General features: G+C 56.5%; 20 protein-coding genes. 6 read left to right on the top strand and 14 right to left on the bottom strand.

All coding sequences use genetic code 11. From position 1 onward, the window contains the following. Positions 1-13: 13 nt before the first annotated feature. Entirely contained in the window at positions 14-3,583 is a 3,570-nt protein-coding gene (locus tag ACYVAC_RS18865) for a PAS domain-containing hybrid sensor histidine kinase/response regulator (RefSeq protein WP_461099338.1), read from the bottom strand. Positions 3,584-3,964: 381 nt separating this feature from the next. Here ACYVAC_RS18865 and ACYVAC_RS18860 point away from each other — a divergent pair, with 381 nt between their 5' ends. From ACYVAC_RS18860 to ACYVAC_RS18850, 3 genes are all read left to right on the top strand, one after another. Next, positions 3,965-5,179: an acyl-CoA dehydrogenase family protein gene (locus ACYVAC_RS18860; protein ID WP_461099337.1), complete on the top strand. Its 1,215-nt coding sequence runs from the start codon at positions 3,965-3,967 to the stop codon at positions 5,177-5,179. Between the two features lie 114 nt (positions 5,180-5,293). After that, on the top strand, positions 5,294-6,433 hold the full coding sequence (locus ACYVAC_RS18855; protein ID WP_461099336.1) for a redoxin domain-containing protein: 1,140 nt from the start codon (positions 5,294-5,296) through the stop codon (positions 6,431-6,433). A gap of 119 nt (positions 6,434-6,552) precedes the next feature. Further along, a complete protein-coding gene (locus ACYVAC_RS18850; protein WP_461099335.1) occupies positions 6,553-6,864 on the top strand; it encodes a GNAT family N-acetyltransferase in 312 nt (103 codons plus the stop codon). On the opposite strand, the gene ACYVAC_RS18845 is transcribed toward ACYVAC_RS18850, so the two are convergent. From ACYVAC_RS18845 to rho, 3 genes are all read right to left on the bottom strand, one after another. After that, on the bottom strand, positions 6,861-7,766 hold the full coding sequence (locus ACYVAC_RS18845) for a sterol desaturase family protein (RefSeq protein ID WP_461099334.1): 906 nt from the start codon (positions 7,764-7,766) through the stop codon (positions 6,861-6,863). The genes ACYVAC_RS18850 and ACYVAC_RS18845 overlap by 4 nt on opposite strands. Positions 7,767-7,777: 11 nt before the next feature. Beyond that, a complete protein-coding gene (locus tag ACYVAC_RS18840; protein WP_461099333.1) occupies positions 7,778-8,203 on the bottom strand; it encodes a response regulator in 426 nt (141 codons plus the stop codon). Positions 8,204-8,370: 167 nt separating this feature from the next. Beyond that, positions 8,371-10,575, bottom strand: a complete 2,205-nt coding sequence (rho, locus tag ACYVAC_RS18835) for a transcription termination factor Rho (protein WP_461099332.1) — start codon at positions 10,573-10,575, stop codon at positions 8,371-8,373. 564 nt (positions 10,576-11,139) lie between these two features. Between rho and ACYVAC_RS18830 the strand changes: the two genes are divergently transcribed. The 3 genes from ACYVAC_RS18830 to lptC are packed head-to-tail and all read left to right on the top strand — an operon-like array spanning position 11,140 to position 13,791. Continuing rightward, positions 11,140-11,907 (top strand): type III pantothenate kinase, encoded by a 768-nt coding sequence (locus ACYVAC_RS18830; RefSeq protein ID WP_461099331.1) that lies wholly within the window; start codon positions 11,140-11,142, stop codon positions 11,905-11,907. Further along, on the top strand, positions 11,864-13,180 hold the full coding sequence (locus ACYVAC_RS18825; RefSeq protein ID WP_461099330.1) for a hypothetical protein: 1,317 nt from the start codon (positions 11,864-11,866) through the stop codon (positions 13,178-13,180). The genes ACYVAC_RS18830 and ACYVAC_RS18825 overlap by 44 nt, the downstream gene beginning before the upstream one ends. A gap of 56 nt (positions 13,181-13,236) precedes the next feature. Continuing rightward, the gene (gene lptC, locus ACYVAC_RS18820) at positions 13,237-13,791 is read left to right on the top strand and encodes an LPS export ABC transporter periplasmic protein LptC (protein WP_461099329.1); all 555 of its coding nucleotides are present in this window, start codon (positions 13,237-13,239) and stop codon (positions 13,789-13,791) included. Positions 13,792-13,800: 9 nt separating this feature from the next. Here lptC and ACYVAC_RS18815 read toward each other — a convergent pair whose 3' ends face one another. From ACYVAC_RS18815 to ACYVAC_RS18770, 10 genes are all read right to left on the bottom strand, one after another. Further along, the gene (locus ACYVAC_RS18815) at positions 13,801-14,229 is read right to left on the bottom strand and encodes a c-type cytochrome (protein ID WP_461099328.1); all 429 of its coding nucleotides are present in this window, start codon (positions 14,227-14,229) and stop codon (positions 13,801-13,803) included. Beyond that, on the bottom strand, positions 14,226-14,903 hold the full coding sequence (locus ACYVAC_RS18810; protein WP_461099327.1) for an SCO family protein: 678 nt from the start codon (positions 14,901-14,903) through the stop codon (positions 14,226-14,228). Before ACYVAC_RS18810 ends, ACYVAC_RS18815 begins: the two co-directional genes overlap by 4 nt. Then, positions 14,857-15,339 (bottom strand): viral A-type inclusion protein, encoded by a 483-nt coding sequence (locus ACYVAC_RS18805; RefSeq protein WP_461099326.1) that lies wholly within the window; start codon positions 15,337-15,339, stop codon positions 14,857-14,859. The genes ACYVAC_RS18810 and ACYVAC_RS18805 overlap by 47 nt, the downstream gene beginning before the upstream one ends. A gap of 33 nt (positions 15,340-15,372) precedes the next feature. Beyond that, positions 15,373-17,055, bottom strand: a complete 1,683-nt coding sequence (gene recN / locus ACYVAC_RS18800) for a DNA repair protein RecN (RefSeq protein ID WP_461099325.1) — start codon at positions 17,053-17,055, stop codon at positions 15,373-15,375. A gap of 120 nt (positions 17,056-17,175) precedes the next feature. Next, positions 17,176-18,084, bottom strand: a complete 909-nt coding sequence (porD, locus tag ACYVAC_RS18795; protein WP_461099324.1) for a type IX secretion system protein PorD — start codon at positions 18,082-18,084, stop codon at positions 17,176-17,178. Next, a complete protein-coding gene (gene coaBC, locus ACYVAC_RS18790; protein ID WP_461099323.1) occupies positions 18,081-19,289 on the bottom strand; it encodes a bifunctional phosphopantothenoylcysteine decarboxylase/phosphopantothenate--cysteine ligase CoaBC in 1,209 nt (402 codons plus the stop codon). Before coaBC ends, porD begins: the two co-directional genes overlap by 4 nt. 107 nt (positions 19,290-19,396) lie before the next feature. Continuing rightward, positions 19,397-19,711 carry a DNA-directed RNA polymerase subunit omega gene (locus tag ACYVAC_RS18785; protein ID WP_461099322.1) on the bottom strand — a complete coding sequence of 105 codons (315 nt, stop codon included), beginning with the start codon at positions 19,709-19,711 and terminating at the stop codon, positions 19,397-19,399. Positions 19,712-19,805: 94 nt separating this feature from the next. Next, complete coding sequence (locus tag ACYVAC_RS18780; RefSeq protein WP_461099321.1) at positions 19,806-20,711, bottom strand: outer membrane protein assembly factor BamD; 906 nt, start codon at positions 20,709-20,711, stop codon at positions 19,806-19,808. Positions 20,712-20,836: 125 nt separating this feature from the next. Then, positions 20,837-21,496 carry a T9SS type A sorting domain-containing protein gene (locus ACYVAC_RS18775; RefSeq protein WP_461099320.1) on the bottom strand — a complete coding sequence of 220 codons (660 nt, stop codon included), beginning with the start codon at positions 21,494-21,496 and terminating at the stop codon, positions 20,837-20,839. Positions 21,497-21,591: 95 nt separating this feature from the next. Further along, complete coding sequence (locus ACYVAC_RS18770) at positions 21,592-23,412, bottom strand: OstA-like protein (protein ID WP_461099319.1); 1,821 nt, start codon at positions 23,410-23,412, stop codon at positions 21,592-21,594.

The raw sequence follows: 23,412 nt of genomic DNA, 5'->3' as shown, positions 1-23,412 counted from the left end.
GCCAAAAGCAGCCTCAGGGGCGCCCGATCAGCGACTTGACGAGGCCGATTTCGGCTTCGATCCCGGCGAGCAGTGTACTGATCTTATCTTTATCGAAAACCAGTACATCCTCCAGTTGGCTGGCCAGGTCGGCCAGCGTTTTGAAGCTCATGTTGAGGGCCGTTCCTTTAAGTTTGTGCGCCATGGCCCGCATCTCGGGTAAGTCCTGCAACGTTAGAACCTGGGGACTCGATTCGACGAACGAATCCAGATAAGCGGCTACTTCGCCCAGCAGCGCCCTGATAAATTCCTCATCTCCGCCCAGTCGCGTAATTAGCTCAGCCCGGTTAAAGTGATCGGTGGTGTCGGCTGGCGGGGTCGGGGGCTGGGGTGTTTGCGCCACCGACTGGGCCGGGTCGCGGTTCAGTAGCCACTGATTCAGCACGCGTTCGATGGTATCGCGCACAACGGGTTTGGTGATGTAGTCGTTCATGCCCGCTTCAAGGCAGCGTTCCCGCTCCGATTTCAGAGTACCAGCCGTGAGGGCAATGATCGGAACGGTGCGTCCGTTGTCAAGCTCCCGAATGGCTGCAGTGGCTTCATAGCCATTCATCTCCGGCATCTGAATATCCATAAAAATAAGGTCGGGCTGTTCCCGCACAAACGCGTTGACGCCCTGGCGACCATTTTCGGCGGTCATAATATGGACGCCCGGCATCACGTGCCGCAAAATGGCACTCGCCAGCATCATGTTGATGGGGTTGTCCTCAACGATCAGCAGCCGGGCCTTGGGCGATTCGTCGAGCACGGCAGCCGTATGGGCCGGCGCATCCGGCTCGACCGGGGCTGCTACGTTGACATTCAGTTGCGACAGAGCATTGTAGAGCTGCTGAATCTTGATGGGTTTCATCAGGTGCTGCTGCACATGCAGGGCCGCACAGGCTGCTTCGACATACGCATCGTCGGCCGAGCTGCCCAGCAGGGCGATCGGCTGCTGTTCGGCGGTGCGGTTGAGGTCGCGCCGGATTTTGCGGATGGTGTCGATGCCGTCGAGATAAGGCATGTGATAGTCCATCAGGATCACATCATACGTTTTCCGGCGGAGTCGCTCGAGGGCTTCGATGCCATTGGAGGCCTGCTCGGCCTTGATGCCTTCGAGGGCCAGCATATCCTGCAGAATCAGGCGGTTGTTGGCGTTGTCGTCGACAATCAGCACCGATTTGATGTTGCTGGGGTTGGTCCACACCATGGGTTCGCCCGTTTCGCCCCGGAAGGTTACGTCGAAAAAGAACGTGCTGCCTTCGTCGACTTCGCTTTCGAGCTGAAGCTGGCTGTCCATCAGGCCCAGCAGCTTGTTGGAGATGGTCAGGCCCAGGCCCGTACCGCCAAACTTGCGGGTCGTGGAGGTGTCGGCCTGCGAAAACGCTTCGAAAATCTTGAGCCGGTTTTGCGGGGCAATGCCGATACCGGTATCGCGCACCGAGAACCGAAACAAAATCTCGTCGTGGCTGCCGCCGGGCAGGGTTTCCACGCGCAGTTCGATCTCGCCCTCCCGCGTAAACTTCACCGCATTGCCCAGCAGGTTGACCAGTATCTGCCGGAGCCGGATCGGATCGGCCCAGATGTAACGCGGTACCGACGACGAAATGTTGAGCAGCATCTCCAGCCCCTTTTTATGAGCCTGGTATTTGATCATGTCGGCCACCTGACTGCCCAATTCGAAAAGGTCGGTTTTTTCAGGGGCCAGATCCAGCTTGCCGGCTTCAATCTTCGAAAAGTCGAGAATATCGTTAATAATATCGAGCAGGGAGTTGGCCGAATGATAAACCGTCGACATGTACTCCTGCTGGGTAACATCGAGCTTGGTGCGCATCAGCAGATCGGTGAAACCGATGACGCCGTTGAGTGGCGTGCGGATTTCGTGGCTCATATTGGCCAGGAACTCCGATTTAGACTGATTGGCTTCTTCGGCCTGTTGCCGCGACCGGATAATTTCCTGTTCAGACTGTTTGCGAATAGAGATGTCCTGAAAGAAACCGTACCAGATTACGCTGTCGGCCAGCCGCTCCGGAACGGCTTCTACCCGAATCCAGCGTTCGCCCCGGCTGGGCAGCAGCACCCGGAAATCGCAAACCCACATCGACAGCGTATCGCGCGATTCGACCAGCGAGTTGCGGATCATGGCGTAGTCGTCGGGATGGATGCGACTGGTAACCAGGGTAGGTTTCGCCATAACGGCTTCGGGCGTCAGCTCAAAAATATCGAAGATGCCCACCGATGCGTAGGGGAATGTGAAGCGCCCGTCGTCGAACTGGTGGAACTGGTACAGACAGCCCGGCACACGGTCGGATAGCTTTTTCAGCAGCAGCGCCGATTCGTTGGCTCGCTTTTCATTTTTCTTTCGCTTATCGATATCCTGAAACGTGCCGAAGAGCCGGACACACTTCCCGTTGTGAAACTCGCCCTTGCCAATGGCCCGTACCCATACTTCCCGTCCTGTGGCCGTAATAAGCTGCAGCTCAACATCCCAGGGCTTACCTTGTTCGATGCAGTTCTTAATAACCTCGTTGATGCGTTCGCGACTTTCTCCTTCCTTATAGAAGTTGATGCCGGTTGCCAGGTCTGGCTCGAAATCGGCCGGTAACTCGTGAATCTCTTTCGTAATGGGCGACCAGAAAACTGCCTGGGAGGGTACATCGACTTCCCATCCACCAACCTTGGCAACGAGGCTGGTCTGTTCGAGCATTTCCGTCATACGTTGTAGTTTTAGTTCAGCCTGCTTACGGGAAGTGATATCGATACTGATGCCCAGCAATCCGGTGATGGTGCCCTCGCTGTTCCGCAGGGGTATTTTGGAGGTCAAAAACCAGCATTGACTCCCGTCGAGCCGGGTGTTCAGGGTTTCTTTTCCCAGTATGGACTGCCCCTCGGTAACCACCAGCTGATCTTCTTCCAGCGACTGCCGGGCCGATTCGTCGGGAAACAGTTCAGTATCGTCCTTGCCCAGCACCTCGCTGGCCGAACCGGCACCCATATACTCATACTCGGCCCGGTTTACCAGCACTTTCCTCGACTGGGTGTCCTTGACGTAGATGTTAATGGGAACACTGTTGATGATCGTCTGCAACAGATCGAGTTCGCTTTTCAGCGTCTCGACGGTGTGTTGGGGCGCCAGGTTGTCGGGCGTTGGCGCGCCGGATTGGGTTGTGGCCTGGATGGCTGCGCTCACGCGACCGGTGGCCATGGTAAAGCCCGTAACGGAAAGGGTTGTATCGGAGTTGGGCAGCGCGCATAGGCGGGTTGTGGCCTGCATGGTCAGGGGAAGGCCGTTTTGCTGCCGAACCGTCAGTGTGTTTGTGCCTTCAGCCCGGGGCAGGGCTGCCTCCGGCGAAAGTGCCGACCAGGTCGGGGGAGTGAACTCGGGGCGGAACGGGTCGTAACCCAGATTGACCCAAAGGGCAGGGTTGCCCCAATACTGGCTGGAATCAGACAGATCGACTACCCAAAGGCCATGAATTGCGCTGGATTGGATAAAGTCGAACAGGCTACTGTCCGCCTGAAGCAGGTCATGAAAAGATGACGTTACGTCTAAAAAGGTTGCCAAGGTTATTGTTCGTTTGAAAGGGAGCGCAAACCCACATAGAGAAGCCAAAACAGCAAATGATCGGGTATCGCCCAACTAGGCAGGGCCAGACTGGATCAGCGCGTTTGCGGCTGTTGAGACAAAAATAAGGCCAGCTGTACGGAATTAGGGAGTACATAAACCGTATGTACCAATCCGTACACTAAAAGTGCCAAACTTTGTCTTTTCATGTGATAAAATGAGTTGAGAAATCAGGTCTGGTGTGGTTAGCCTACGGCTACCTACGAGCGCAATGGGGCACTCAGATTGCCCGACAAGGCCTTTTTTTATCCGACACTGCCTACTTTGGGGCAAAAACCAGTGATTTGCCAACAAGTTAACCGTCTAAACCGTTAGCCAGCTATGCAAAGTCAGTCTGCTTCAACAACCAGCCCGCGGGCCCGGGTCGATACGTTCGAGTCGCCCGACTTTTACTGCATCGATGATCTGCTGACGGCCGAGCATAAACTGGTTCGGTCGGCCGTGCGGGATTTTGTCAAGCGCGAAATGACGCCCATCGTAGAAGAATACGCGCAGCGCAACGAGTTTCCTGAGCAGCTGGTGCCCAAGTTTGGTAAAATAGGCGTTTTCGGGGCCACCATACCCGTCGAATACGGCGGGGGCGGGCTCGACCAGATTTCCTATGGGCTCATGACGCAGGAAATCGAGCGGGGCGATTCGGGCATGCGCTCGTGCGTGTCGGTGCAGAGCTCCCTGGTCATGTACCCCATCTGGGCCTTTGGGTCGGAAGAACAGAAGCAGAACTACCTCCCGAAGCTGGCTACCGGTGCCCTGCTTGGCTGCTTCGGCCTGACTGAACCTGGCCATGGCTCTGACCCCGGGGGCATGGAAACAAACTTTATCGAACGCAGCGATTATTACCTGCTCAATGGGTCGAAACTCTGGATCACCAACGCGCCCCTGGCCGATATCGCCATTGTGTGGGCTCGTAATGATCAGGGTAAGGTGCGGGGACTTATTGTTGAGCGCGGGATGGAAGGCTTTACAACCAATACCATCCACAACAAATGGTCGCTTAGGGCCAGCAGCACTGGCGAATTGATTTTTCAGGACGTCAAAGTGCCTAAAGAAAATTTGCTTCCCGAGGCTTTCGGGCTTAAAAGTGCCCTCAAATGCCTGGATCAGGCCCGTTACGGTATTGCCTGGGGATCGCTGGGAGCGGCCATGGAGTGCTATGAGGTGGCCCGCCGGTATGCGCTCGAGCGTATTCAGTTTCAGAAACCGCTGGCCAGTTTTCAGCTGATCCAGAAAAAGCTGGCCGAAATGCTGACCGATATTACCCAGGCGCAACTGTTGTGCTGGCGGCTCGGCATGCTTAAAAACGAAGACCGGGCCACGACCGCCCAGATTTCGCTGGCCAAGCGCAACAATGTCGAAATGGCACAGCGTATTGCCCGCGAGGCCCGGCAGATTCTGGGCGCCATGGGCATCGTCGGCGATTACCCCATCATGCGACACCTGATGAATCTGGAGTCGGTCAGTACCTACGAAGGAACCCACGACATTCACCTGCTGATTCTGGGGGCCGATATTACGGGCATTCCGGCGTTTAAATAAAGTGGCACTGCCAGCCGTTCAGAAGGTACCGTCCACCCAATAAATACGTCCACAGAACTCAGCCGGGGCAATTATGTGTATTTTTAGCGCATCACCTCATTTTTTACCAACCGTATGAAACTGCTTTTCGCATTGGCGCTCCTGACAACGCCAGTTCTGGTAGAGGCCCAGTCGGGCAACTTTACCCTCACCGGTACATTGGGTACTGTGTCGGCTCCGGCCAGAGCTTACCTCAGCTACGGCACCGGAAACGCCATGAAAATGGATTCGGCGCTGGTCCGCAACGGCTCCTTTACATTCAAGGGAACCGTCGATAACCCCATGCAGGCAACCCTGTTTGTCGATCGCTCCGGTGCGGGGTTCAGTCGCCGGCGCCCCATTCCGGCGCGGAGTCTGTACCTGGAGCCCGGTACCATTACCGTTATCAGTCCCGATTCGCTCGATAATGCGGTGGCCGGTGGCACACCACTCAACGTCGACAACCAGAACCTGCGGCAGCAGCTCAAACCAACCACCGACAAAATGACGCGGCTGCTGAAGGAGTTTCAGTCGGCTACACCTGCCCAGCGCTCCGACAAAACGTTCGGCGAGAACATGGACAAGCGGTACGAAGCCATCGAAGCGGAGCAGAAGGTGCGGCAGGGGGATTTCATCAAAGCCAATCCAAACAGTCTGGTTAGTCTGGACCTGCTGCGCGCCTACGGCGGCTACACGCCCGATTATGCACCCATGAAGGCGATGTACGACGGTCTGTCGGCTTCGGTACGCAACAGCGTGGCCGGTCAGGCCTACGCCAAAACGCTCGAAACGCTCAAGGCGACATCGGTAGGGGAACTGGCTCCCGAGTTTACGCAGGCCGATACGGCTGGCCGGGTAGTGGCGCTCAAAGACTTTCGGGGTAAATACGTGCTGGTCGATTTCTGGGCCAGCTGGTGCGGTCCCTGCCGGGCCGAAAACCCCAACGTAGTGCAGAACTTTACGCAGTATAAAGACCGTAACTTCACGGTACTGGGCGTTTCGCTCGATCGACCCAACGCCCGCGACGCCTGGATTCGGGCCATACAGAAGGATGGTCTGGCCTGGACGCAGGTTTCGGATTTGAAATTCTGGGACAATGAAGTGGCCAGACAGTATGGTATCCGCTCCATTCCGCAGAACTTTCTGATTGGTCCCGACGGCCGGATTGTAGCCAAAAACGTGCGGGGCGAGGAGTTAGGTAAGAAACTGGCCGAAGTATTGCCCGCCCGGCCCTGACGGGTTCCGACGATCCGCCAAATCGTAGTGTTATCGGGCCCGGCACCTCGCCCCGCAGGTGAGGTGCCGGGCCCGCATCGTATCCGATCAACAGACACCATTCATATCACAATAGACACATGGCAGACGCAGCAACGCCCGTTCGGCTCAACAAACAAAAACATCAGTTCGAACTCGACACCAACGGAAAACAATCCATTGTGGTGTACCAACCCATTGAAGACGGGGTGATTGCCCTGGTACACACCGAAGTCGACCCGGCTCTCGAAGGCCACGGCGTCGGCTCGAAACTGGTACAACAGACACTGACTTACATCGAGCAGCAGGACTGGAAAATAGTCCCGCTCTGTCCGTTTGTATCGACCTATCTGAAACGGCATCCCGAGTGGAACCGGTTGGTGTCGGAAGACTACAGCCCGTCGGATGTTTAAGATAGTTCCCGCTGTGCTGAATTGAGGGCGGCTTGTTCGGCCCGTAGCTGCCGGGTGGTTTTGCGCGAGCCGTCGTGGCTCCAGCCCGGCGGACCAATAACGTAGCCCAGTGCCGTTCGGATAGACCTGGTTTCGCGGTAGGCCCGGCGCATATCCTGCCCGATGGAGGCCCACTCGTGAAAGGCGATCCGGACCGGGTTATGGGTGTTCAGGTTGCTGGTCAGTCCGTACGTTGGGCGGTTTAACTCGGCCTGAAAGGTGCCGAACAGCCGATCCCAGATAATGAGCACCCCCGCGTGATTTTTGTCCAGATAGGCCAGGTTCGAGCCGTGGTGAACCCGGTGATGCGAGGGCGTATTGAAGATGAATTCGATAGGGGCGGGCAGTTTGTTGATCAGTTCGGTGTGAATCCAGAACTGGTAAAGCAGGCTTATGGCCTGCATGGTCATGACCGCAACCGGCGAAAAGCCAATGAGCGGCAGCCAGATCCAGAACACAAAGGCTCCGCTTAGATTACCCGTCCAGGTTTGCCGCAGGGCCGTACCCAGATTGTACTTCATCGACGAGTGGTGAACCACATGCGAAGCCCAGAAATAGCGGCTGCTGTGGCTGATGCGATGAAACCAGTAATAGCTGAAATCGTCGGCCAGAAATAAGGCAACCCAGGCCCAGGCACTGCTCATGTCGATGGTGAAGAGCCGAAACCGATACACCAGCGAATAAGCACCAAACACCAGGGCTTTGCCGACAAAGCCAATCAACACGTTACCAATGCCCATGCTGAGGCTACTGGCAGTGTCGCGGGCATCGTAATAGTCCTTTTGCTGAACAGCCGTGACAATGACCTCAGCAACGAGCAGCAACACAAAACCCGGTATCGCGTACTGAATCAGGTCGCGCATGGCAGACAGAATTAGTGGCTACTTTCGTTCTCCGAGGCATCCTGTTCGGCAATGGCAACGCCACGGTCGATAATGGAGCGCAGCATCAGGTAGGTGGGCGGTTTGACCATATAAGCGTCGGCGCCGAGTGCAATGCTTTTTTGCCGGTCCTGATCATCGCTCGATGTTGTCAGAACAGCCACTGGTATCGATTGCCAATCGGGATGTTCCTTAATGATTTTAAGCGCCGAAAACCCGTTCATGCGGGGCATGTTCAGGTCAAGCAGAATCAGATTCGGGTATTCTCCGTAAGCCGTTACTTTAAGCGTATCGACAACCGCAACCCCATCCTCAAACTCTTCAATGGTTGTTGGAGCGGGATGTTGCTGGAAAGCCTGTCGGAGCAGTAAACGGTCGTCTTCATCGTCATCGACCAGAAAGATCAGAAGGTTTTGCATTCAGCAGTGTGTACCCATTCGTTACAGGTGGGTAGTATCGGGGTAACGAAAGTTAATGCCTATTAGTGTCGGCTATGGTAGTAAAAATTGAAAAAATTAGATAAAAAAAGCGGTAAATCGGCCAAAATTCAGCCAGTTTACCGCTTTTCTAATGACAGCGTGGCCGCTTATCGATTCATAGAAATCAGAAACTCTTCGTTGTTGCGGGTGCCTTTCATCCGGTCGAGCAGGAAGTCCATGCTTTCCATCGGATTCATGTCGGACATGTGTTTACGCAGGATCCAGACACGCTGCAGGGTTTCTTTGTCGAGCAGCAGATCTTCCCGGCGCGTGCCCGAGGCCATGACATCAACTGCGGGGTATATACGCTTATTGGCCAGTTTACGGTCGAGCTGGAGTTCCATGTTACCCGTACCCTTAAATTCTTCGAAGATAACCTCGTCCATTTTCGAGCCGGTGTCGATCAGGGCAGTGGCAATGATCGTGAGTGAGCCACCGTTTTCAACGTTCCGGGCGGCACCAAAGAACCGCTTGGGCCGGTGCAGGGCATTGGCGTCGACCCCACCCGACAGGATCTTACCCGACGACGGAACGACGGTATTATACGCACGGGCCAGTCGGGTAATCGAATCGAGCAGAATAACCACGTCGTGACCGCATTCGACCATCCGTTTAGCTTTTTCAAGCACCATGCTCGACACTTTTACGTGGCGGTCGGCCTGCTCGTCGAAAGTCGAAGAAATAACTTCGGCATTTACGCTGCGGGCCATGTCGGTAACCTCCTCGGGCCGCTCGTCGATCAGCAGCACGATCAGGTAAACCTCGGGGTGGTTGCGCGTAATGGCGTTGGCAATCTCCTTGAGCAGCACCGTTTTACCCGTTTTGGGCTGAGCTACAATCATACCCCGCTGCCCTTTTCCGATCGGGGCAAACAGATCAAGTACGCGCGAGGAATAGTTCTCGGGACGGTTGCTGAGGTGGAGCTGTTCTTCGGGGAAGAGGGGGGTCAGGTACTCGAACGGGATCCGGTCGCGAATCTCTTCGGTCGTTTTGCCATTGACGGTGGTAATCCGGAGCAGGGCAAAATACTTCTCACCTTCCTTGGGCGGGCGAATGGCTCCCATCACGGTATCGCCGGTTTTGAGACCAAATAACTTGATCTGCGAGGGCGAAACGTAAATATCGTCGGGGCTGGCGAGGTAATTATAATCGGCCGACCGGAGGAAACCATAGCCGCCATCGGACATGATTTCGAGTACCCCTTCGTTGTCGATGATGCCGTCGAACTCGCGAATGTGCTGGTTGTACTGCCGGCGAATCCGGTTCTGGTATTCCTGTACTTCGCGGGTAGGCTGGGGCTGCTGCTGCTGCACGGGACCGTTGCCAGGCTGCTCACCCGACCCTTCGGGGGCGCCCTGTGGCGAAGCCGCCGGCGCATCGGTCGTTGTCGGAATCGATTGCTGATTGCCAACGGTATCGGCACTGACCACCGTCGGGGTCATGAATTCCTCGTCGGCCTGATTGCCTAGATTGATCGCTGTTTCATCAGCAACCACGCGTTGGGTGCGGGGGCGCTGGTCGCGCCGGGGCTGGCTGCTTTCGCGTCCGTTATTGTCGCGGTCACGGTTCTGAAAATCCCGATCCCGGTTGTTGCCCTCGTTGCGAAACCGGTTGTTACCATCCCGGCCGTTGCCGTCGGGACGCTGGTTGCGGTTCCGGTCGTTACGGGTTGAGGGGTCGCGGTTTACTTCATATCGGTTACGGCCAGCCTGATTGTCGGCGCCGGGGCGGTTATTGCCCGGGGTGCGCGTATCGTATCGTTCGGCCCGTTGTGGCTGCGGAGCCGCTGGGAGCGGGCTGGCAACCGGTACCTCGCTTATGGGCGTGGCATCGGGCGTTGACATACCGTCTTCAGGCGTCGGGGCCGGGCGGTCCGACGCGCCGGCATCGCGCCGGGTACGCTGCCGTGTACGGGGGCTGGCCTCAGCATCGGGCGTTGGCGCGTCAGTCGATTCGGCTGTAACTGCAGCCGGAGCAGGGACCGCAACAGGTTCCGTCGAGACAGCCGCAACGGGTTCAGCACCAATGGTTTCGGCTGCATCGGTGCTGGTCGCAGCCTCGACCGCAGCGACTGGGGCTGCGGCCCGGGGTTTGCGGCCCCGGCGGGGTGTATCGCCGGCCGGAGCCGATTCGGTCGAAACAGGGGCGTCGGCCGTTGCGGCTGGCTGCTCCGGCACTTTCGACTGCTGGTCCAGAATTTTATAGATAAGTTCTTTTTTGGGAAACTTGGCCGCATCGCGCAGGCCAAACTGTTCAGCAATAGACCGAAGCTCCGAAACAAGCTTCATGTTTAACTCCTCAATGTTATGCATATAGTGCGTTAAGCAATAAATCGTAAGTGGGTGCGGGGGCACCGGAGGTGGAAAAGACGGGTGGAGGTTGATCGTACACGGGCCGACCGGACGGATACCGGGTCAGGCGCGGTGAACGGCACAGAAAAGTCTATAAACAGACCAGACTGCGGGCTCACAATCAGGCGCGTACGCTAACTATACTAAGTCAAAGTGAAAATAACGTGATTTGATCGATCCAGACACGGAAGACTGGTGGGGCCAGACACGGTGGCTGACAAAAACGGTTGGGAACTCAACGGGAACGGGTGGCTGACGTCGACCTGTCGCACACCCGCGCTGGGTTGATATGGGCAAAGGTAACAGATTTGCCCAAGTTTGTCAATACAACAGCAACTCCTTAAAAATGTTTCCAGTGCGCGGGATTTGCCTTTCTTTTTTACGGACGCAACGCCTGGTTGTCGGTGGCTGCGAAACCCTTAAAATTCCTTAAAACGGCAAAATTTAGCAATGTTTGTACCCCCGTCCGTCGTTAGCAGTCCAGTCGACTGCCCCGGCATTCATCAACCGGACGGGCCATGGTGCATGAATCTGGTTATTGACTGGGGTAATTCCAGCGTCAAAACGGGCTGGTTCGACGGCGACACCCTGCTGTCGACGGGGCATTTTACGGACCCCGACGGGCTGCTGGCTGCGATGAGCGACCCGACCACCATACCGCCCGACCACGTGCTGGTATCGTCGACGAGCCGATCGGCTGCCGATATCCGGGCTGGCTTCGGGGCCCTTCCGGTGCAGGTACTCGACGCGCAGCTGCCGGTGCCCATCGGTAATGCCTACGAAACGCCCGCCACCCTGGGAACCGACCGGCTGGCGGCCGCCGTGGGCGCTACCGTACGGTTTCCGGGTCGCGACTGCCTGGTGCTTGACCTGGGTACCTGCCTGACGGCCGACTGGGTCGACGCGGGTGGAACCTTTCGGGGGGGGCTGATCGGGCCGGGGCTGCACATGCGGTTTCGGGCCATGCACACCCTGACGGCGCGGCTGCCTTTGGTCGAAGCCCTCCCACCGGGTGCCGACTGGCCCGCCCTGACCGCCGGTAACACCCGCGAGGCCATGCGCAGCGGGGTGCTCAACGGGTTGGTTTTTGAACTCGATGGGCTGATCGGAGCTTATCGCGAAAAACAGCCGGAACTGGCCGTTCTGGTGTGCGGGGGCGATGGACCGCTTTTGGCAAGTCGGCTGAAAGCGCCGATATTTGCAGTACCGGAACTGGTGCTGATTGGACTGAATCGAATTTTACGCTATAATGTTGAGAATCTACGCGCGGGTATGCCGGCTGATAGTAAGTAGTGGACTGGTCGTTGCCGTGGGCTCGCCGGCCGTAATGGCACAGGGGCTGGGCAACTCGCCCTATTCGGCCCTTGGTCTGGGTGAGCAGTATCCGCAGGGAAACGCCACCAATATAGGAATGGGCGGTGTGGGGATCAGTAATGCCAGCCCGTTCTACCTGAATCTGCAAAACCCGGCCCTGCTGGGCACCCGCCCCCCGTACACCGTGTTCGAAGTGGGTTTGCAGGGGCAGGTCAAATCGCTGACCCAGCGGCTCAACAACAGCAACCAGAGTCAGCGTACGGTAGCGGGCAACCTTGGTTATCTGGCCATCGGCTTTCCGGCCAACTCGCGCTGGAGCATGTCGCTGAGCCTGCGGCCCCACAGCTATGTCGAGTACCAGACCCAGCAGTTTGCCGAAGTGCCCGGCACCAGCAGCGTGGCCGAATACAGCTACAGCGGTTCGGGCGGTCTCAACCGGGCTGCTTATGCCACCGGGATTCGCGTGACCAAAAATATTTTTCTGGGTGCCGAAGCCGCTTACCTGTTCGGTAATATCACGACCTCCAGCGATTCGCGGATCATCGTGTCGGCCCTGGGCGTTGGCACACAGGATTCACGCGTGACGCGGCTCAACCGGGCCAACTACCGCGATATCGTGTATAAGGTGGGTGCGGCCTGGCGGCCCAAGCTCAGTACCAATTGGAACCTGAACCTGGGCGCTACCTACGATCCGGCCAAGCAGATCACCGCTTCCCAGACCGAAATTCTGCAACAGACAACCCTGTCGGGTATTGCCCTGGGTAATGCCGATACGCTGCGCAACAACAGTTCAGGGCGGGCTACACTGCCCCAGCAGGCCCATGTCGGCATTAGTCTGGAGCGCGCCAACCGCTTTCTGGTGGGTGTCGACGTTGGCTTTCAGCAGTGGAGCCAGTACAAAGGTTACGATGGCAAGGCCAGCGGTCTGCGCGACGTGATGACAGTGGCCACGGGGATTGAATACACGCCCAAACCCAGCTCGACCCGCTACCGCGATCTGATTACGTACCGGGCTGGTTTTCAGTATAACCAGATGCCCTACAGTGTGTCGAACCAGGCCATCAACGATATGAATGTCAGCGCTGGTTTTTCGCTGCCGCTGGGGGCCTACTTCGTAAACCATGCGACCCTGTCACTGGTTTATGGACAGCGCGGGGTGCTGACCGGTACTCAGCTGCGCGAGCAGTACGTCCGCATCGCCCTGGGCTTCTCGCTCACCGACCGCTGGTTCCGGAAGCAGGTTGTCGACTAAGCGGTCGACCGCCGGGGCTGGCTCCTGTCATGCCGTTGCTAACTAGTTGATTTATTATGATACGCCCGTTTTCGCACGCTGCCGGCTGCTTCCTGGCTGCCCTTGCTGTTTCCCTCTGGGGGTGTGGCGAAACCAAACAGCCCGTACAGGTAAAGCCATTTACGGGACCCATCGAGTCGATACGCGACGTTAAAATGTTGTATAGCGAAGCGGCCATGCTGAAAGTAAAACTTACCACGGCCCGGCAGTTTCGTTATGTCAACGACGACCGCAAATATCCTGAGCAGGTAAATATCGTTTTCTACAGCCCGACCGGTCAGCCGATTACCACGCTACGTTCCGACTCGGGCCGCTACGACAAAGCAAAGGATATGTACACCGTGATGGGGCATGTGGTGGTTATCAATACCCAGAAACAGGAGAAATTGATGACGCCGGCGCTGAACTGGAAACCGACAACCAAGAAAGTATTTACGGAGGAGCGGGTGACGGTGTTGAGTCAGCTAACCGGCGAGAAACTCTACGGCGTTGGACTGGATGCCAATCAGGATTTTTCGGCTTATTCGATTCGCAAGCCGACGGGCGTATTCAATATGGAGGGCGGCTTTTAGAAGCCGCCCTTATTCGTTTCGGGCTGCGCAGGCTTTAAGCACCGGCGTTACCTGTTTCACATCGGTGATGGTCGTTTCGTTACCCCACTGGTGGTAGATATAGGTTGTCAGTTCGGCCACCTCCAGGTCGCTTAGCTGCGGTTGCGCAGGCATGGGTCGGTTGTAGGGTTTTCCATTGACCACAATGGGCCCCTGCTGGCCATAGCGAATCAGACAGATCACCGCTTCTTTCTTCGCCAGAAAATCGGAGCCGGCAATGGGCGGGTACAGCGCTGCCAGTCCTTCGCCCTTGGGCTGATGGCAGTTGGCGCAGTTGTTTTTGTACAGCAGAATACCCTCGGTAATGTATTTCTGCCGTTTGATTTCGGCGTCGGTCTGACAGCTCAGGCTGCCGAGCAGCACTCCGCCCGCAACCAGCATACAAAGTGGGCGTATCATGCGTTGGATTCGGCCAGGAGCCGGTCTATGTCCTTCATCAGTTTATCGACACCTGCTTCGGTCGTGCCGTCGTAAATACCCCGGATGTGCCGGTTTTTATCGACCAGAATAAACGCCCCGCTGTGTACGACCCCCCCCGGAGCCGTGGCATCCTGCTGGGCTGTGACCATGTAGCTTTCCTGGCCAATCTCGTAGATCTTGTCGCGGTCACCCGTCAGGAACAGCCACTGCCGGCCCGTTACGCCGAGATTGTCGGCAAACTCTTTCAGCACGGCTACCGAGTCGTGGGCAGGATCAATGCTGTGCGAAAGCAGCATCAGGGAGGGGTTACCCTTGTACTGTTCATAAACGCGTTTGAGCTGCACTTTCATCTTGGGGCAGATGGTGGGACAGCTCGTAAAGAAAAAGTCGGCCACGTATATTTTGCCCGCTACAGCGTTTGCCGTCACCGTGTCGCCATACTGGCTGACGAAGGCAAAATCAGGGATGGTGTGCTCGACTGAATCGGTAACAGTTTTGCCGTCGACTGTGCGCGTCACCACGTCTTTCTGGCCCAGAACAGGCAGCTTATCGGTCGAAGGGCCGCAGGCCAGCACACCCGTCAGCAGGGCCAGCCCAACCAGGGTTTTAGTACGGTTTGGCCAGGTACTGGCGCGATTGTTCGAGGCTTGCATTCAGGCGGGTTTTAACGTCGGTAATTTTAACTTTCTGGGCGTCGAGGTAGCGCAGGGCATCTTCGTCGGGCAGGGTAGCGAGGGTGTCGCTTTTGTATTGGCCCATCCAGTCGAGCATCAGGCTGTCGGCAACGCTGACATTCCGGAGTAGCCGACGCACCTCATCGCGTTCTTCGTCGCGTCGAAGGGTGGCAGCGGCCGATCTGGTGGCGGCCACACTGTCGAGCGAAGTCAGGCGGGCCTGGAGCGCCCGGCGTGATTTGGCCAGATCATCCATTTTGGGCATCAGCTCATCGTGTACGGCAAACACGTCTTTCTCGGCCGTTTCAACGGCGTTACTCGAAGAACAGGCCATCAGGATACTGGTCAGGGCCAGCCCGGTCAGCAGGCTGCGCCAGCCGGCAGTGAGTGAAACAGGGTAGTGTAACTGTGGCATAGGCAATACACCCGGGGCTGCTGCCCCGTGGCGTTACTGGGGCACTTTGGCAGCCGTAGCCGCCCGTTGTTTAAGAATTTCGCGGGCATTTTTAAGGGCGCTGGCCGATGGGTTGTTTCCCCCGATCATCTGCGCAATCTCGCTGACCCGTTCGTCGAAGGTTAGTTTTCGGATACGGCTGACGGTTTTGTCGGCCGAGTGGTCCTTATACACAAAGTAATGCGCCGTGCCCTGCCCGGCAATCTGGTGCAGGTGGGTAATGGCGATGATCTGATGACTGTGTGCCATATCGCGCATCATGTTGCCCATCTTGATGGCAATTTCGCCCGAGATGCCGGTGTCGATTTCGTCGAAAATGATGGTCGGCAGCGAGCGCTTGCTGGCCAGGATATACTTGATAGCCAGCATCAGCCGTGAAAACTCTCCCCCCGACGCCACTGATTTGAGTTGCTGGGGTTTGATGCCTTTGTTGGCGCTGAACAGAAACGCAATCGTATCGATACCCGTGGGGCCGGGCTTGCTGGTTTCTGCCTGAATCGAGAGGGATGCATTGGGCATGCCCAGGTCGTGCAACAGAGCCCCGATTTCGGTTTCGATAGCAGGCAGCACGCGCTGCCGCGCTTCTGACAGGGCCTGGCCGCTGCGAAGCAGCTGATCCCTGGCCTGCTGGCTCCGGGCTTTTGCTTCGGCCAGGGCATCGTCGAGGTTCAGGACGCGGCTTACTTTGGCCGCCAGTTCATCGCGGAGGACGATCAGGCCGGCCACGGTAGTAGTCTGGTGCTTGGTCTGAAGCTGATAGAGCAGGTTGAGTCGTTCCCGAATGGTTTCGGCCCGGCTATCGTCAATCTCCACCCGGTCCTGTTCGGTGCTGATCTCGTCGGCAATGTCGCGGAGTTCGATCAAACTGCTCTGGGCACGCTGCAGCAACTGCTCATACTGATCCGAGAGTTTGCTGATATAAGCCAGGTTGGTGACCGTTCCTTTCAGAAAATCGATCACCGATTGTTCGGCATTGTCGAGGTATTCGTAAGCCAGCTGCAGCCGTTCTTTGATATCCTCGGCATTTTCAAGAATGGTCAGTTCCTGCTCCAGCGTTTCCTGTTCGTCGGGTTGCAGCTGGGCTTTGGAAAGCTCCTCAAACAAAAAGCTGTTATAGTCGAACTCCTTGCGCATGGCCGCGGCTTCGCCCTGAAGCTGCTCGTAGACCGCCCGGGCCGCCCGGTAGGTCTGGAAGTCGGTGCGATACTGCCGCAACAGCGCTTCGTCCTGGGCGTAGGTATCGACAATCTCCAGCTGGTACTCGTTGGAGCCCAGCAGCACCGAGTCGTGCTGGGAGTGGATGTCCATCATTTCGCTTGTTACCCGGCGCAGCGTGTCGAGATTGACGGGCGTGTCGTTGACAAAGGCCCGCGACTTGCCGCTCACGTTGATCTCGCGCCGAACAATGCAGGTATCGGCGAAATCGAGTTCTTCGTCGGCAAAAATTTGCTCGATGCGGTAACCCGCCACGCCGAAAACGCCTTCGATCACGCATTTTTTGGTCGGGTCGTAGAGTACCCGCGTGTCGGCCCGGTTGCCCAGCAGCAGCCCGATCGCGCCCAGCATAATCGATTTTCCGGCTCCGGTCTCGCCCGTGATAATGTTCAGCTCACGGTCGGGAGTCAGTTCCAGTTCATCGATCAGGGCGTAGTTCTTGATGAGTAAATGCGATAACATAGGGAAAGGTCCTTACATAGGCAACAAGCCCGGCGGGGCCGAAGTTCGGTCAATCTGGTTTGTCGGGCGCTGTTTGTGTCAGCCTAATCGTGGCCGGGTCAAACCAGCCGATTACCCCCGCTAACCCCCAATCAGTTTGCGATAGGTTTCGGTTTTCGACGGGTCGAGGTACGACAGCAGATCATAAGCCTGTTTGCGCTCGGCGGGCGTGCCTTCAAACAGTATATTGAACAACTCAGTCGATTTGGCGTCGAAAAAGGAGTTGATCAACACCGAGTTAGGCAGCTGCAGGCCGATGGTGCGGATGGTATTGAGCAGGGTCAGGGTTTGTTTCCGAACCTGTACCGGGTTGGCCGCAAACTGATCGAGACCCAGCCGGTGGTAGGTATAGAGGCCATCGCGGAAGGGGATAAGCTGCTGGTTCTGCAGATTCTCGATGAGCCAGTAGCGGTTTCGGCGGTCGCCCCCGGTTTGCCACGATGCATTGCCCGAGCCTTGCTGCGTCAGGTTGGTAATGGTATACGCCCGCTGGATATACGGATTACCGCCCTGTTTGCTGAATGTGTCATAATCGGCCGCCAGAATCACGTTGGCGTAGAAGGCCAGCAGCGACGTCAGATCGTCGGTATACTGGTTTTCCCGGTAATAGACGGGGGTGGTTGGCAGGTAGATAAAGTTGAACGACCGGTCGACGTAGCTCAGGACAGTCGTTTCGTAGTTGGTACCATACACCGGACGCGTCACCACCACCTGCGCCGTTGCTTCGAATGCCCCCTGGGTCAGTGATTTGATCAGGTTGATGTTGAGCGAGCAGTTGATCCGTTCGGACGGTGTAAACTGATCATTGGTCCACCGCCGGTTGTTCATAAACTCGGTGATAACCCCTTTCAACTGATTGACGTAGGAGAAATCGGTTTTCTGCTGGGCAAACAGTTGGTCGGCATTAATCGTAACCTGGCAGTTCAGTTCCTGGGCACGAACCGAACCCATCAGGCCCAGGAGCAGCAAGAGTGTACAGATCCGTTTCATACGTTCGGCATCAAAGAGTCGGCAATCAGGTTGAGCAGGTCCTGCGCTACGGCTTCTTTCGACTTCAGGTCAAAGGCGTGCGTCTGGCCGGCCTTATCCATAACGGTGATCTTGTTGGTGTCGTATCCAAAGCCCGCCCCGGCATCGCGCAGCGAGTTCAGTACAATCCAGTCGAGGTGTTTCCGTTGCAGTTTGTCGAGGGCGTTGGCCCGTTCGTTGTCGGTCTCCAGCGCAAACCCCATCAGCCGCTGATGCGGTTGTTTGCGGGCACCCAGCGTCGCTGCAATATCGGTGGTTCGGGTCAGTTCCAGCGCAAATTCCGTTTCTTTCTTTTTGATTTTCCGATCGGCTACGTGCAGGGGGGTGTAGTCGGCAACGGCTGCGTTCAGAATCACCACGTCGGCCGTTGGGAAGGCGACTTCCGTGGCGTCGAACATGTCACGCGCCGAGCGTACATCGACCCGGCGCACACCGGGAGCGGGTAGGGGCAGCGCCGTGGGACCGCTCACCAGCGTGACCTGCGCACCCGCGCGGGCGAAGGCCCGGGCAATGGCATAGCCCATTTTGCCGGTTGAGTGGTTGCTGATGTACCGGACCGGATCAATCGGTTCCTGCGTCGGGCCAGCTGTGATCAGGATGGAGCGGCCAACCAGTTCGGGGCGCCGGGCAAAGTGCCGCTCCAGGGCCTCGACAATGGTTTCGGGTTCGGCCAGGCGCCCTTCGCCCACCAGCCCGCTGGCCAGTTCGCCGTATTCAGCCCGGATAAGGTGGTTGCCATACGACTCCAGACGGGCCAGGTTCGCCAGCGTCGCCGGGTGCTGGTACATGTCGAGATCCATGGCCGGGGCAAAAAAGACCGGGCACCGGGCCGACAGATACACGGCCGACAGCAGATCGTCGCTAAGCCCATTGGCGCAGCGGGCCAGCGTGTGGGCCGAGGCCGGCGCAATGATCAGGGCATCGGCCCACAGACCGAGATCAACGTGGTTGGTCCATTCGCCCGTGGTGGCGTTGGCTACAAACCGGGTCAGTACCGGCCGTTTGGCGAGTGTCGCCAGGGTAAGCGGAGAAATAAAGGCCTGGGCCGCGTCGGTCATGATTACCTGTACCTCGGCCCCGGCCTTGACCAGCAGCCGCACCAGCAGGGCCGCTTTATAGGCTGCAATGCTCCCCGTGACACCCAATAAAATTCGCTTTCCGTTCATGCATAGCGGTGGTTAAAGAAAACAGAAACCGGGGCCCCAAACCAAAAAAACCGCGCGACAACGGGTGCCACGCGGTTACAGGTTCAGCCAACCCGCCGGAGCTGCCCTTAGGGCTGAGGCTCCTCGTCGCTGTAGCGCCAGTATACTTTACCTTCCAGAAACTCGTCGGTAGCCGTCGAGGTTGGTTTGGGCATACGTTCGTAAAATTTCGAGATTTCGATCTGCTCGCGGTTTTCAAAAACTTCCTCGAGGTTGTCGACCGCCGACACAAACTCAGACAGTTTGCTGCTCAGCTCTTCTTTGTTTTTGGTAGCAATCTGCCGGGCCCGTTTCGAGATAATCGAAACCGATTCGTACAGGTTACCCGTCTTTACCGCAATCTTGTCGTTGTCGCGGGTGATAATCGATTGATTGGTTGCCATGTGCTGCTAGCTGGTTTTACTGTTATAGAATCGATACCGGATCGATTACCCGGCCCGGCAACGGCTGCCGGGCTGAAAAGCAAGATGCTACGGTTTAATTCGCCGACGTCACTTTGGCCGGGCGATTGGCATCGGGAGCTTTCAGTTTTTCTTTCTCACGCTCGCGTTCGGCTTCGAGTTTGGCCAGGCGATCAACTTCCCTGACGCTGGTCTCGTACATTTTCTCGGCCTGCTTCACGTATTTGCTGTTGGGGTATTTGTCGACAAACGACTGGTAATAACCAATGGCTTCCTGATAGCGTTCCTTCTGCTTATTTTCGAGGCTGTTTTTAGCCAGGCTAAACTCCGCATCGACTTTCAGGTAAGCAAGTTCTTCGTTATAGGGCGAATCGGGAAATTCGCGCTGAAAATTGTTGATCGAAATAACCGACGATTTATAGGAGGCAATATTGAAGCCACTTGTCTTGTAATAGAGTTTGGCTTTCTCGTAGGCTTTGCGCTCCAGCTTCTGGCGAAGTTCCAGAATCAGCTGGGTACCCTGCTCGCGGTATTTGCTGTCGGGGTAAGCATTGATGAAATCCTGCAGGGCCGAGGTGGCCGTGAGCGTGTTCGACTGGTCGAGGTTGAAATCGGGCGTATCCTTGTACAGCGAGTAGGCATACATATACATAGCCTCCTGGGCGTAGTCGCTGCGGGCAAACGTTTCGTAGAACTTCTTGAACAGGGTCGAACTCAGCAGGTACTGCTGCTGGTTAAACTGCGTATAGGCGTAATAAAATTGCGCCATTTCCGACTCGGTGCTGCCCTTGAGCACCGGAATAAGCTCTTCAAACAGCAGACCGGCCTTATACCAGTCTTTATTTTGGTAATACTCAACGGCTGCTTTGTATTTCTGGTCGTCGGTGCCGGATTTCTGGAGTTTCGAAAAAGAACTACAGGACCCAAGCAGAAACAACAGGCAGCATACGGGCAGAAGCCGGACGAAACGAAGTGATTGCATACGGGGCAAAGTTACTAAAAAAATACGGGCTACACCCGTAAAAACGTCGGTGCAGCCCGTATAGTACGGCGATCAGCGCAGGCCGAAGCGCCATTTAGGCTTTTTTAACAAGCCGTGGCCGTAGCTTACTGGTGTCGTACCAGCAGCTTTTTGGTGGCTACTTTTTTGCCGTCGACCGAGAGCTGGTAGAAATAAACCCCCGTCATCATGTCGCCGGTCTGAATCCGGATTTTATGATCGTTTTTCTCCAGCGGGTATTCGGCAACCGGTGATCCGAGCACGTTGATCAGAACGAGCCGGGCATCGCTGACGGGGCCGGTAATCTGATAGCTGATCTCTGCCCAGTCTGAAGCCGGGTTCGGATAGATGTTCGATACCAGTAGCTTGTCGCTTGTGTACATCCGGTCGTCGGTGCGGTTTTCCGATTCGGCTACCAGCCGGACATCACCCGTAGCATTGGTTGACCCGTCGGTTGCGTTGCCGCTCCGCGATGGCAGTTTGCTGCCCGGCCGACCAACCAGAAGCGATCGGTAGTAGGCATTGATAGGGGCATTCTTGCTCAGCGACGCGGGGCGGTCGAGCGTCACAGGGGCCGGTTTGTGCAGGAGCGAAAACCGCTGGTTGCTCAGTACCGGTTGGGCGGGTTTGCGACCGCCTGCTGTCCGGCCCAACTCCAGCCGGCTACCCCTGTGGGCATCCGAATCGCGTGGGGCAACCTGGGCCCGGAGCGAGGAGTGAACCGACAGAAAGCCGGCGAGTAAACCAAAAAGTATAATTTGTTTCATTTAATGCTGATTCGGATACACAGTTATGCCACACAAACCTATCTGTATGAAAAGACAAAGTCAACGACGCGGGCATTTAAAAATTGTTAAAACGGCTAATTACCAGTTTTTTGAACCAGCTTTCTAGCTAAAGGTTTAGTCGATGGCGTTAATCGGGGTGTTTTTCGAGTAAAAGGTTTTTCAGCCGGTGGTGTTTCCAGCCAGAGCACCTGGTTTTTAGTAGGCTTTTCGCCGATCCGCCACCGGAAACCGTCCAGTTCCTGAATGTCCTGGGTAAATTCCTGCGGGGGAACAAACTGTGCATCGGGCCGCCCGTAAAAACGGATGCGCCCCACCTTATTATCAAAAAACTCAAGGTTCATACGACTACACTCCACGTGATTCATGCCAATCAGCTTGTTTTTGTCGTCGAGGGCGTAGTAAATACTTTGGCCATTGCCGTCGACCAGTACCCGTTCGAGACTGGTACGTTCCTGCTGGGTAACGGTCAATGGGCGGGGGGGCGTTGTGGATACGGGTGGACGAGCCGTTTTAACCACTGGGGCTTTGGTGCTACCAGCCCGCGTGAGCACCCGGCTCTGTGCCGAAGTGGCCGGTCCACCGGCCGTTACCGAAACGACTTTTGTGGTAAAATAAGCAGTGATGGTGCGCCCTTTCACCTGGTTGTACTGGGAGAGAGTGTCGAGTGAGATGGAAAAGGCATGACCCCGAAGAAACATCGTGTTGATCTTGTCATTCTTCATCACGGCCTGCATCGAATCGGCTTCCATCTGGTATTTATTCTGACTCCAGACGATGGGCTTCTTGTAGAAGTAAAGTGTCGAATCGATGGTATTGTAGATAAGCGAATCGCATTTGCTCTGCAGGTCCGACTTGTAGACGTAGACGTTTTTCTGGCCAACCATCCGGCGGGCGTTGGTAACCTTATTATCGTACGAGAACAGCGTGTCGGCGCGCAGGTACAAGGTATCGTCGCTGACCACGCTTTTGGCCACGGGATGCCCGGTCACGCGCGAAACACCCGCCTTTCCATTATACCGCACGTAGTCGCCGGTGATGACGGCTTTTCGATCTTTGGCTACCATAATGACGTGGCCGCTGGCAATCCCCAGATCGGCCGTATTGTCGTAATAAAGGGTATCGCCGGTCAGGCGATATTTGGGCGTTTCGACGGTAGCCCGGCGCTGAAAGTTCGACACACCGGTCGTGGTATTGTACTCGCCTGCCACCGCAGTCAACACCCCGTCTTTATTTATAATACGCGTGGGTCCCTGAAACGTGGCAATTTTGGTGAGCGAATTATAAAGCAGTGAGTCGGCCGTCAGCGTACCTTTGGGGTTGACGAGCCGGACGTTCTGGCGAAAGGTGAAAAGCTTCGAACGGGTATCGTAAAAGCCTTCCCGACTGGTGAGCACATTTTCTTTGTCGACGATACGACCGGGGCGATTGGGAGCTCCCGGCGGGTAATGGGCAATGCCCGTCAGCATATCGTAGTCGAGCCGGTCGGTAGTCAGGGTCATCTTGCGATCCCGCAGCGAAACCCGGCCGTTGAGGTTAGCCTGGCGCGTATTGCCGTAGTAAAACATGGTGTCGCCCCGAACCGTGATCGTATCGCCCTGCACCAGCCGAACGTTGCCGTAGGCTTCGATAACGTTGGTTGTCACGTTCTGCACGGCCAGATCGCAGTACATGAGTACGCCTTTCTGGCGAAACCGGACGTTATTATAAATCTTTCGGATTGCCTGACCGGGCTGGTTAACAAAGACCAGGCTGTCGGCACCGGGCAGCAGTTCGACCTTTTCGCCCACACCCCCGGCAACGGGCGGCCGGCCAGTCTGCGCCTGAACCGAAGCGGTTGTGAGGAGGCAAAGCAGCAGGAAACAGGAAGCAATAAGACGAAAATAAACTCGTACCAT

The organism is Spirosoma luteolum, from assembly GCF_054778875.1.
This window is presented reverse-complemented; position numbering and strand designations above follow the sequence as displayed.

Bases quoted from the DNA above. Each gene is read 5' to 3' on its own strand.
- ACYVAC_RS18860 (WP_461099337.1), top strand. From the start codon at position 3,965: ATGCAAAGTCAGTCTGCTTCAACAACCAGCCCGCGGGCCCGGGTCGAT.
- ACYVAC_RS18855 (WP_461099336.1), top strand. From the start codon at position 5,294: ATGAAACTGCTTTTCGCATTGGCGCTCCTGACAACGCCAGTTCTGGTA.
- ACYVAC_RS18850 (WP_461099335.1), top strand. From the start codon at position 6,553: ATGGCAGACGCAGCAACGCCCGTTCGGCTCAACAAACAAAAACATCAG.
- ACYVAC_RS18845 (WP_461099334.1), bottom strand. From the start codon at position 7,766: ATGCGCGACCTGATTCAGTACGCGATACCGGGTTTTGTGTTGCTGCTC.
- ACYVAC_RS18840 (WP_461099333.1), bottom strand. From the start codon at position 8,203: ATGCAAAACCTTCTGATCTTTCTGGTCGATGACGATGAAGACGACCGT.
- rho (WP_461099332.1), bottom strand. From the start codon at position 10,575: ATGCATAACATTGAGGAGTTAAACATGAAGCTTGTTTCGGAGCTTCGG.
- ACYVAC_RS18830 (WP_461099331.1), top strand. From the start codon at position 11,140: ATGAATCTGGTTATTGACTGGGGTAATTCCAGCGTCAAAACGGGCTGG.
- ACYVAC_RS18825 (WP_461099330.1), top strand. From the start codon at position 11,864: ATGTTGAGAATCTACGCGCGGGTATGCCGGCTGATAGTAAGTAGTGGA.
- lptC (WP_461099329.1), top strand. From the start codon at position 13,237: ATGATACGCCCGTTTTCGCACGCTGCCGGCTGCTTCCTGGCTGCCCTT.
- ACYVAC_RS18815 (WP_461099328.1), bottom strand. From the start codon at position 14,229: ATGATACGCCCACTTTGTATGCTGGTTGCGGGCGGAGTGCTGCTCGGC.
- ACYVAC_RS18810 (WP_461099327.1), bottom strand. From the start codon at position 14,903: ATGCAAGCCTCGAACAATCGCGCCAGTACCTGGCCAAACCGTACTAAA.
- ACYVAC_RS18805 (WP_461099326.1), bottom strand. From the start codon at position 15,339: ATGCCACAGTTACACTACCCTGTTTCACTCACTGCCGGCTGGCGCAGC.
- recN (WP_461099325.1), bottom strand. From the start codon at position 17,055: ATGTTATCGCATTTACTCATCAAGAACTACGCCCTGATCGATGAACTG.
- porD (WP_461099324.1), bottom strand. From the start codon at position 18,084: ATGAAACGGATCTGTACACTCTTGCTGCTCCTGGGCCTGATGGGTTCG.
- coaBC (WP_461099323.1), bottom strand. From the start codon at position 19,289: ATGAACGGAAAGCGAATTTTATTGGGTGTCACGGGGAGCATTGCAGCC.
- ACYVAC_RS18785 (WP_461099322.1), bottom strand. From the start codon at position 19,711: ATGGCAACCAATCAATCGATTATCACCCGCGACAACGACAAGATTGCG.
- ACYVAC_RS18780 (WP_461099321.1), bottom strand. From the start codon at position 20,711: ATGCAATCACTTCGTTTCGTCCGGCTTCTGCCCGTATGCTGCCTGTTG.
- ACYVAC_RS18775 (WP_461099320.1), bottom strand. From the start codon at position 21,496: ATGAAACAAATTATACTTTTTGGTTTACTCGCCGGCTTTCTGTCGGTT.
- ACYVAC_RS18770 (WP_461099319.1), bottom strand. From the start codon at position 23,412: ATGGTACGAGTTTATTTTCGTCTTATTGCTTCCTGTTTCCTGCTGCTT.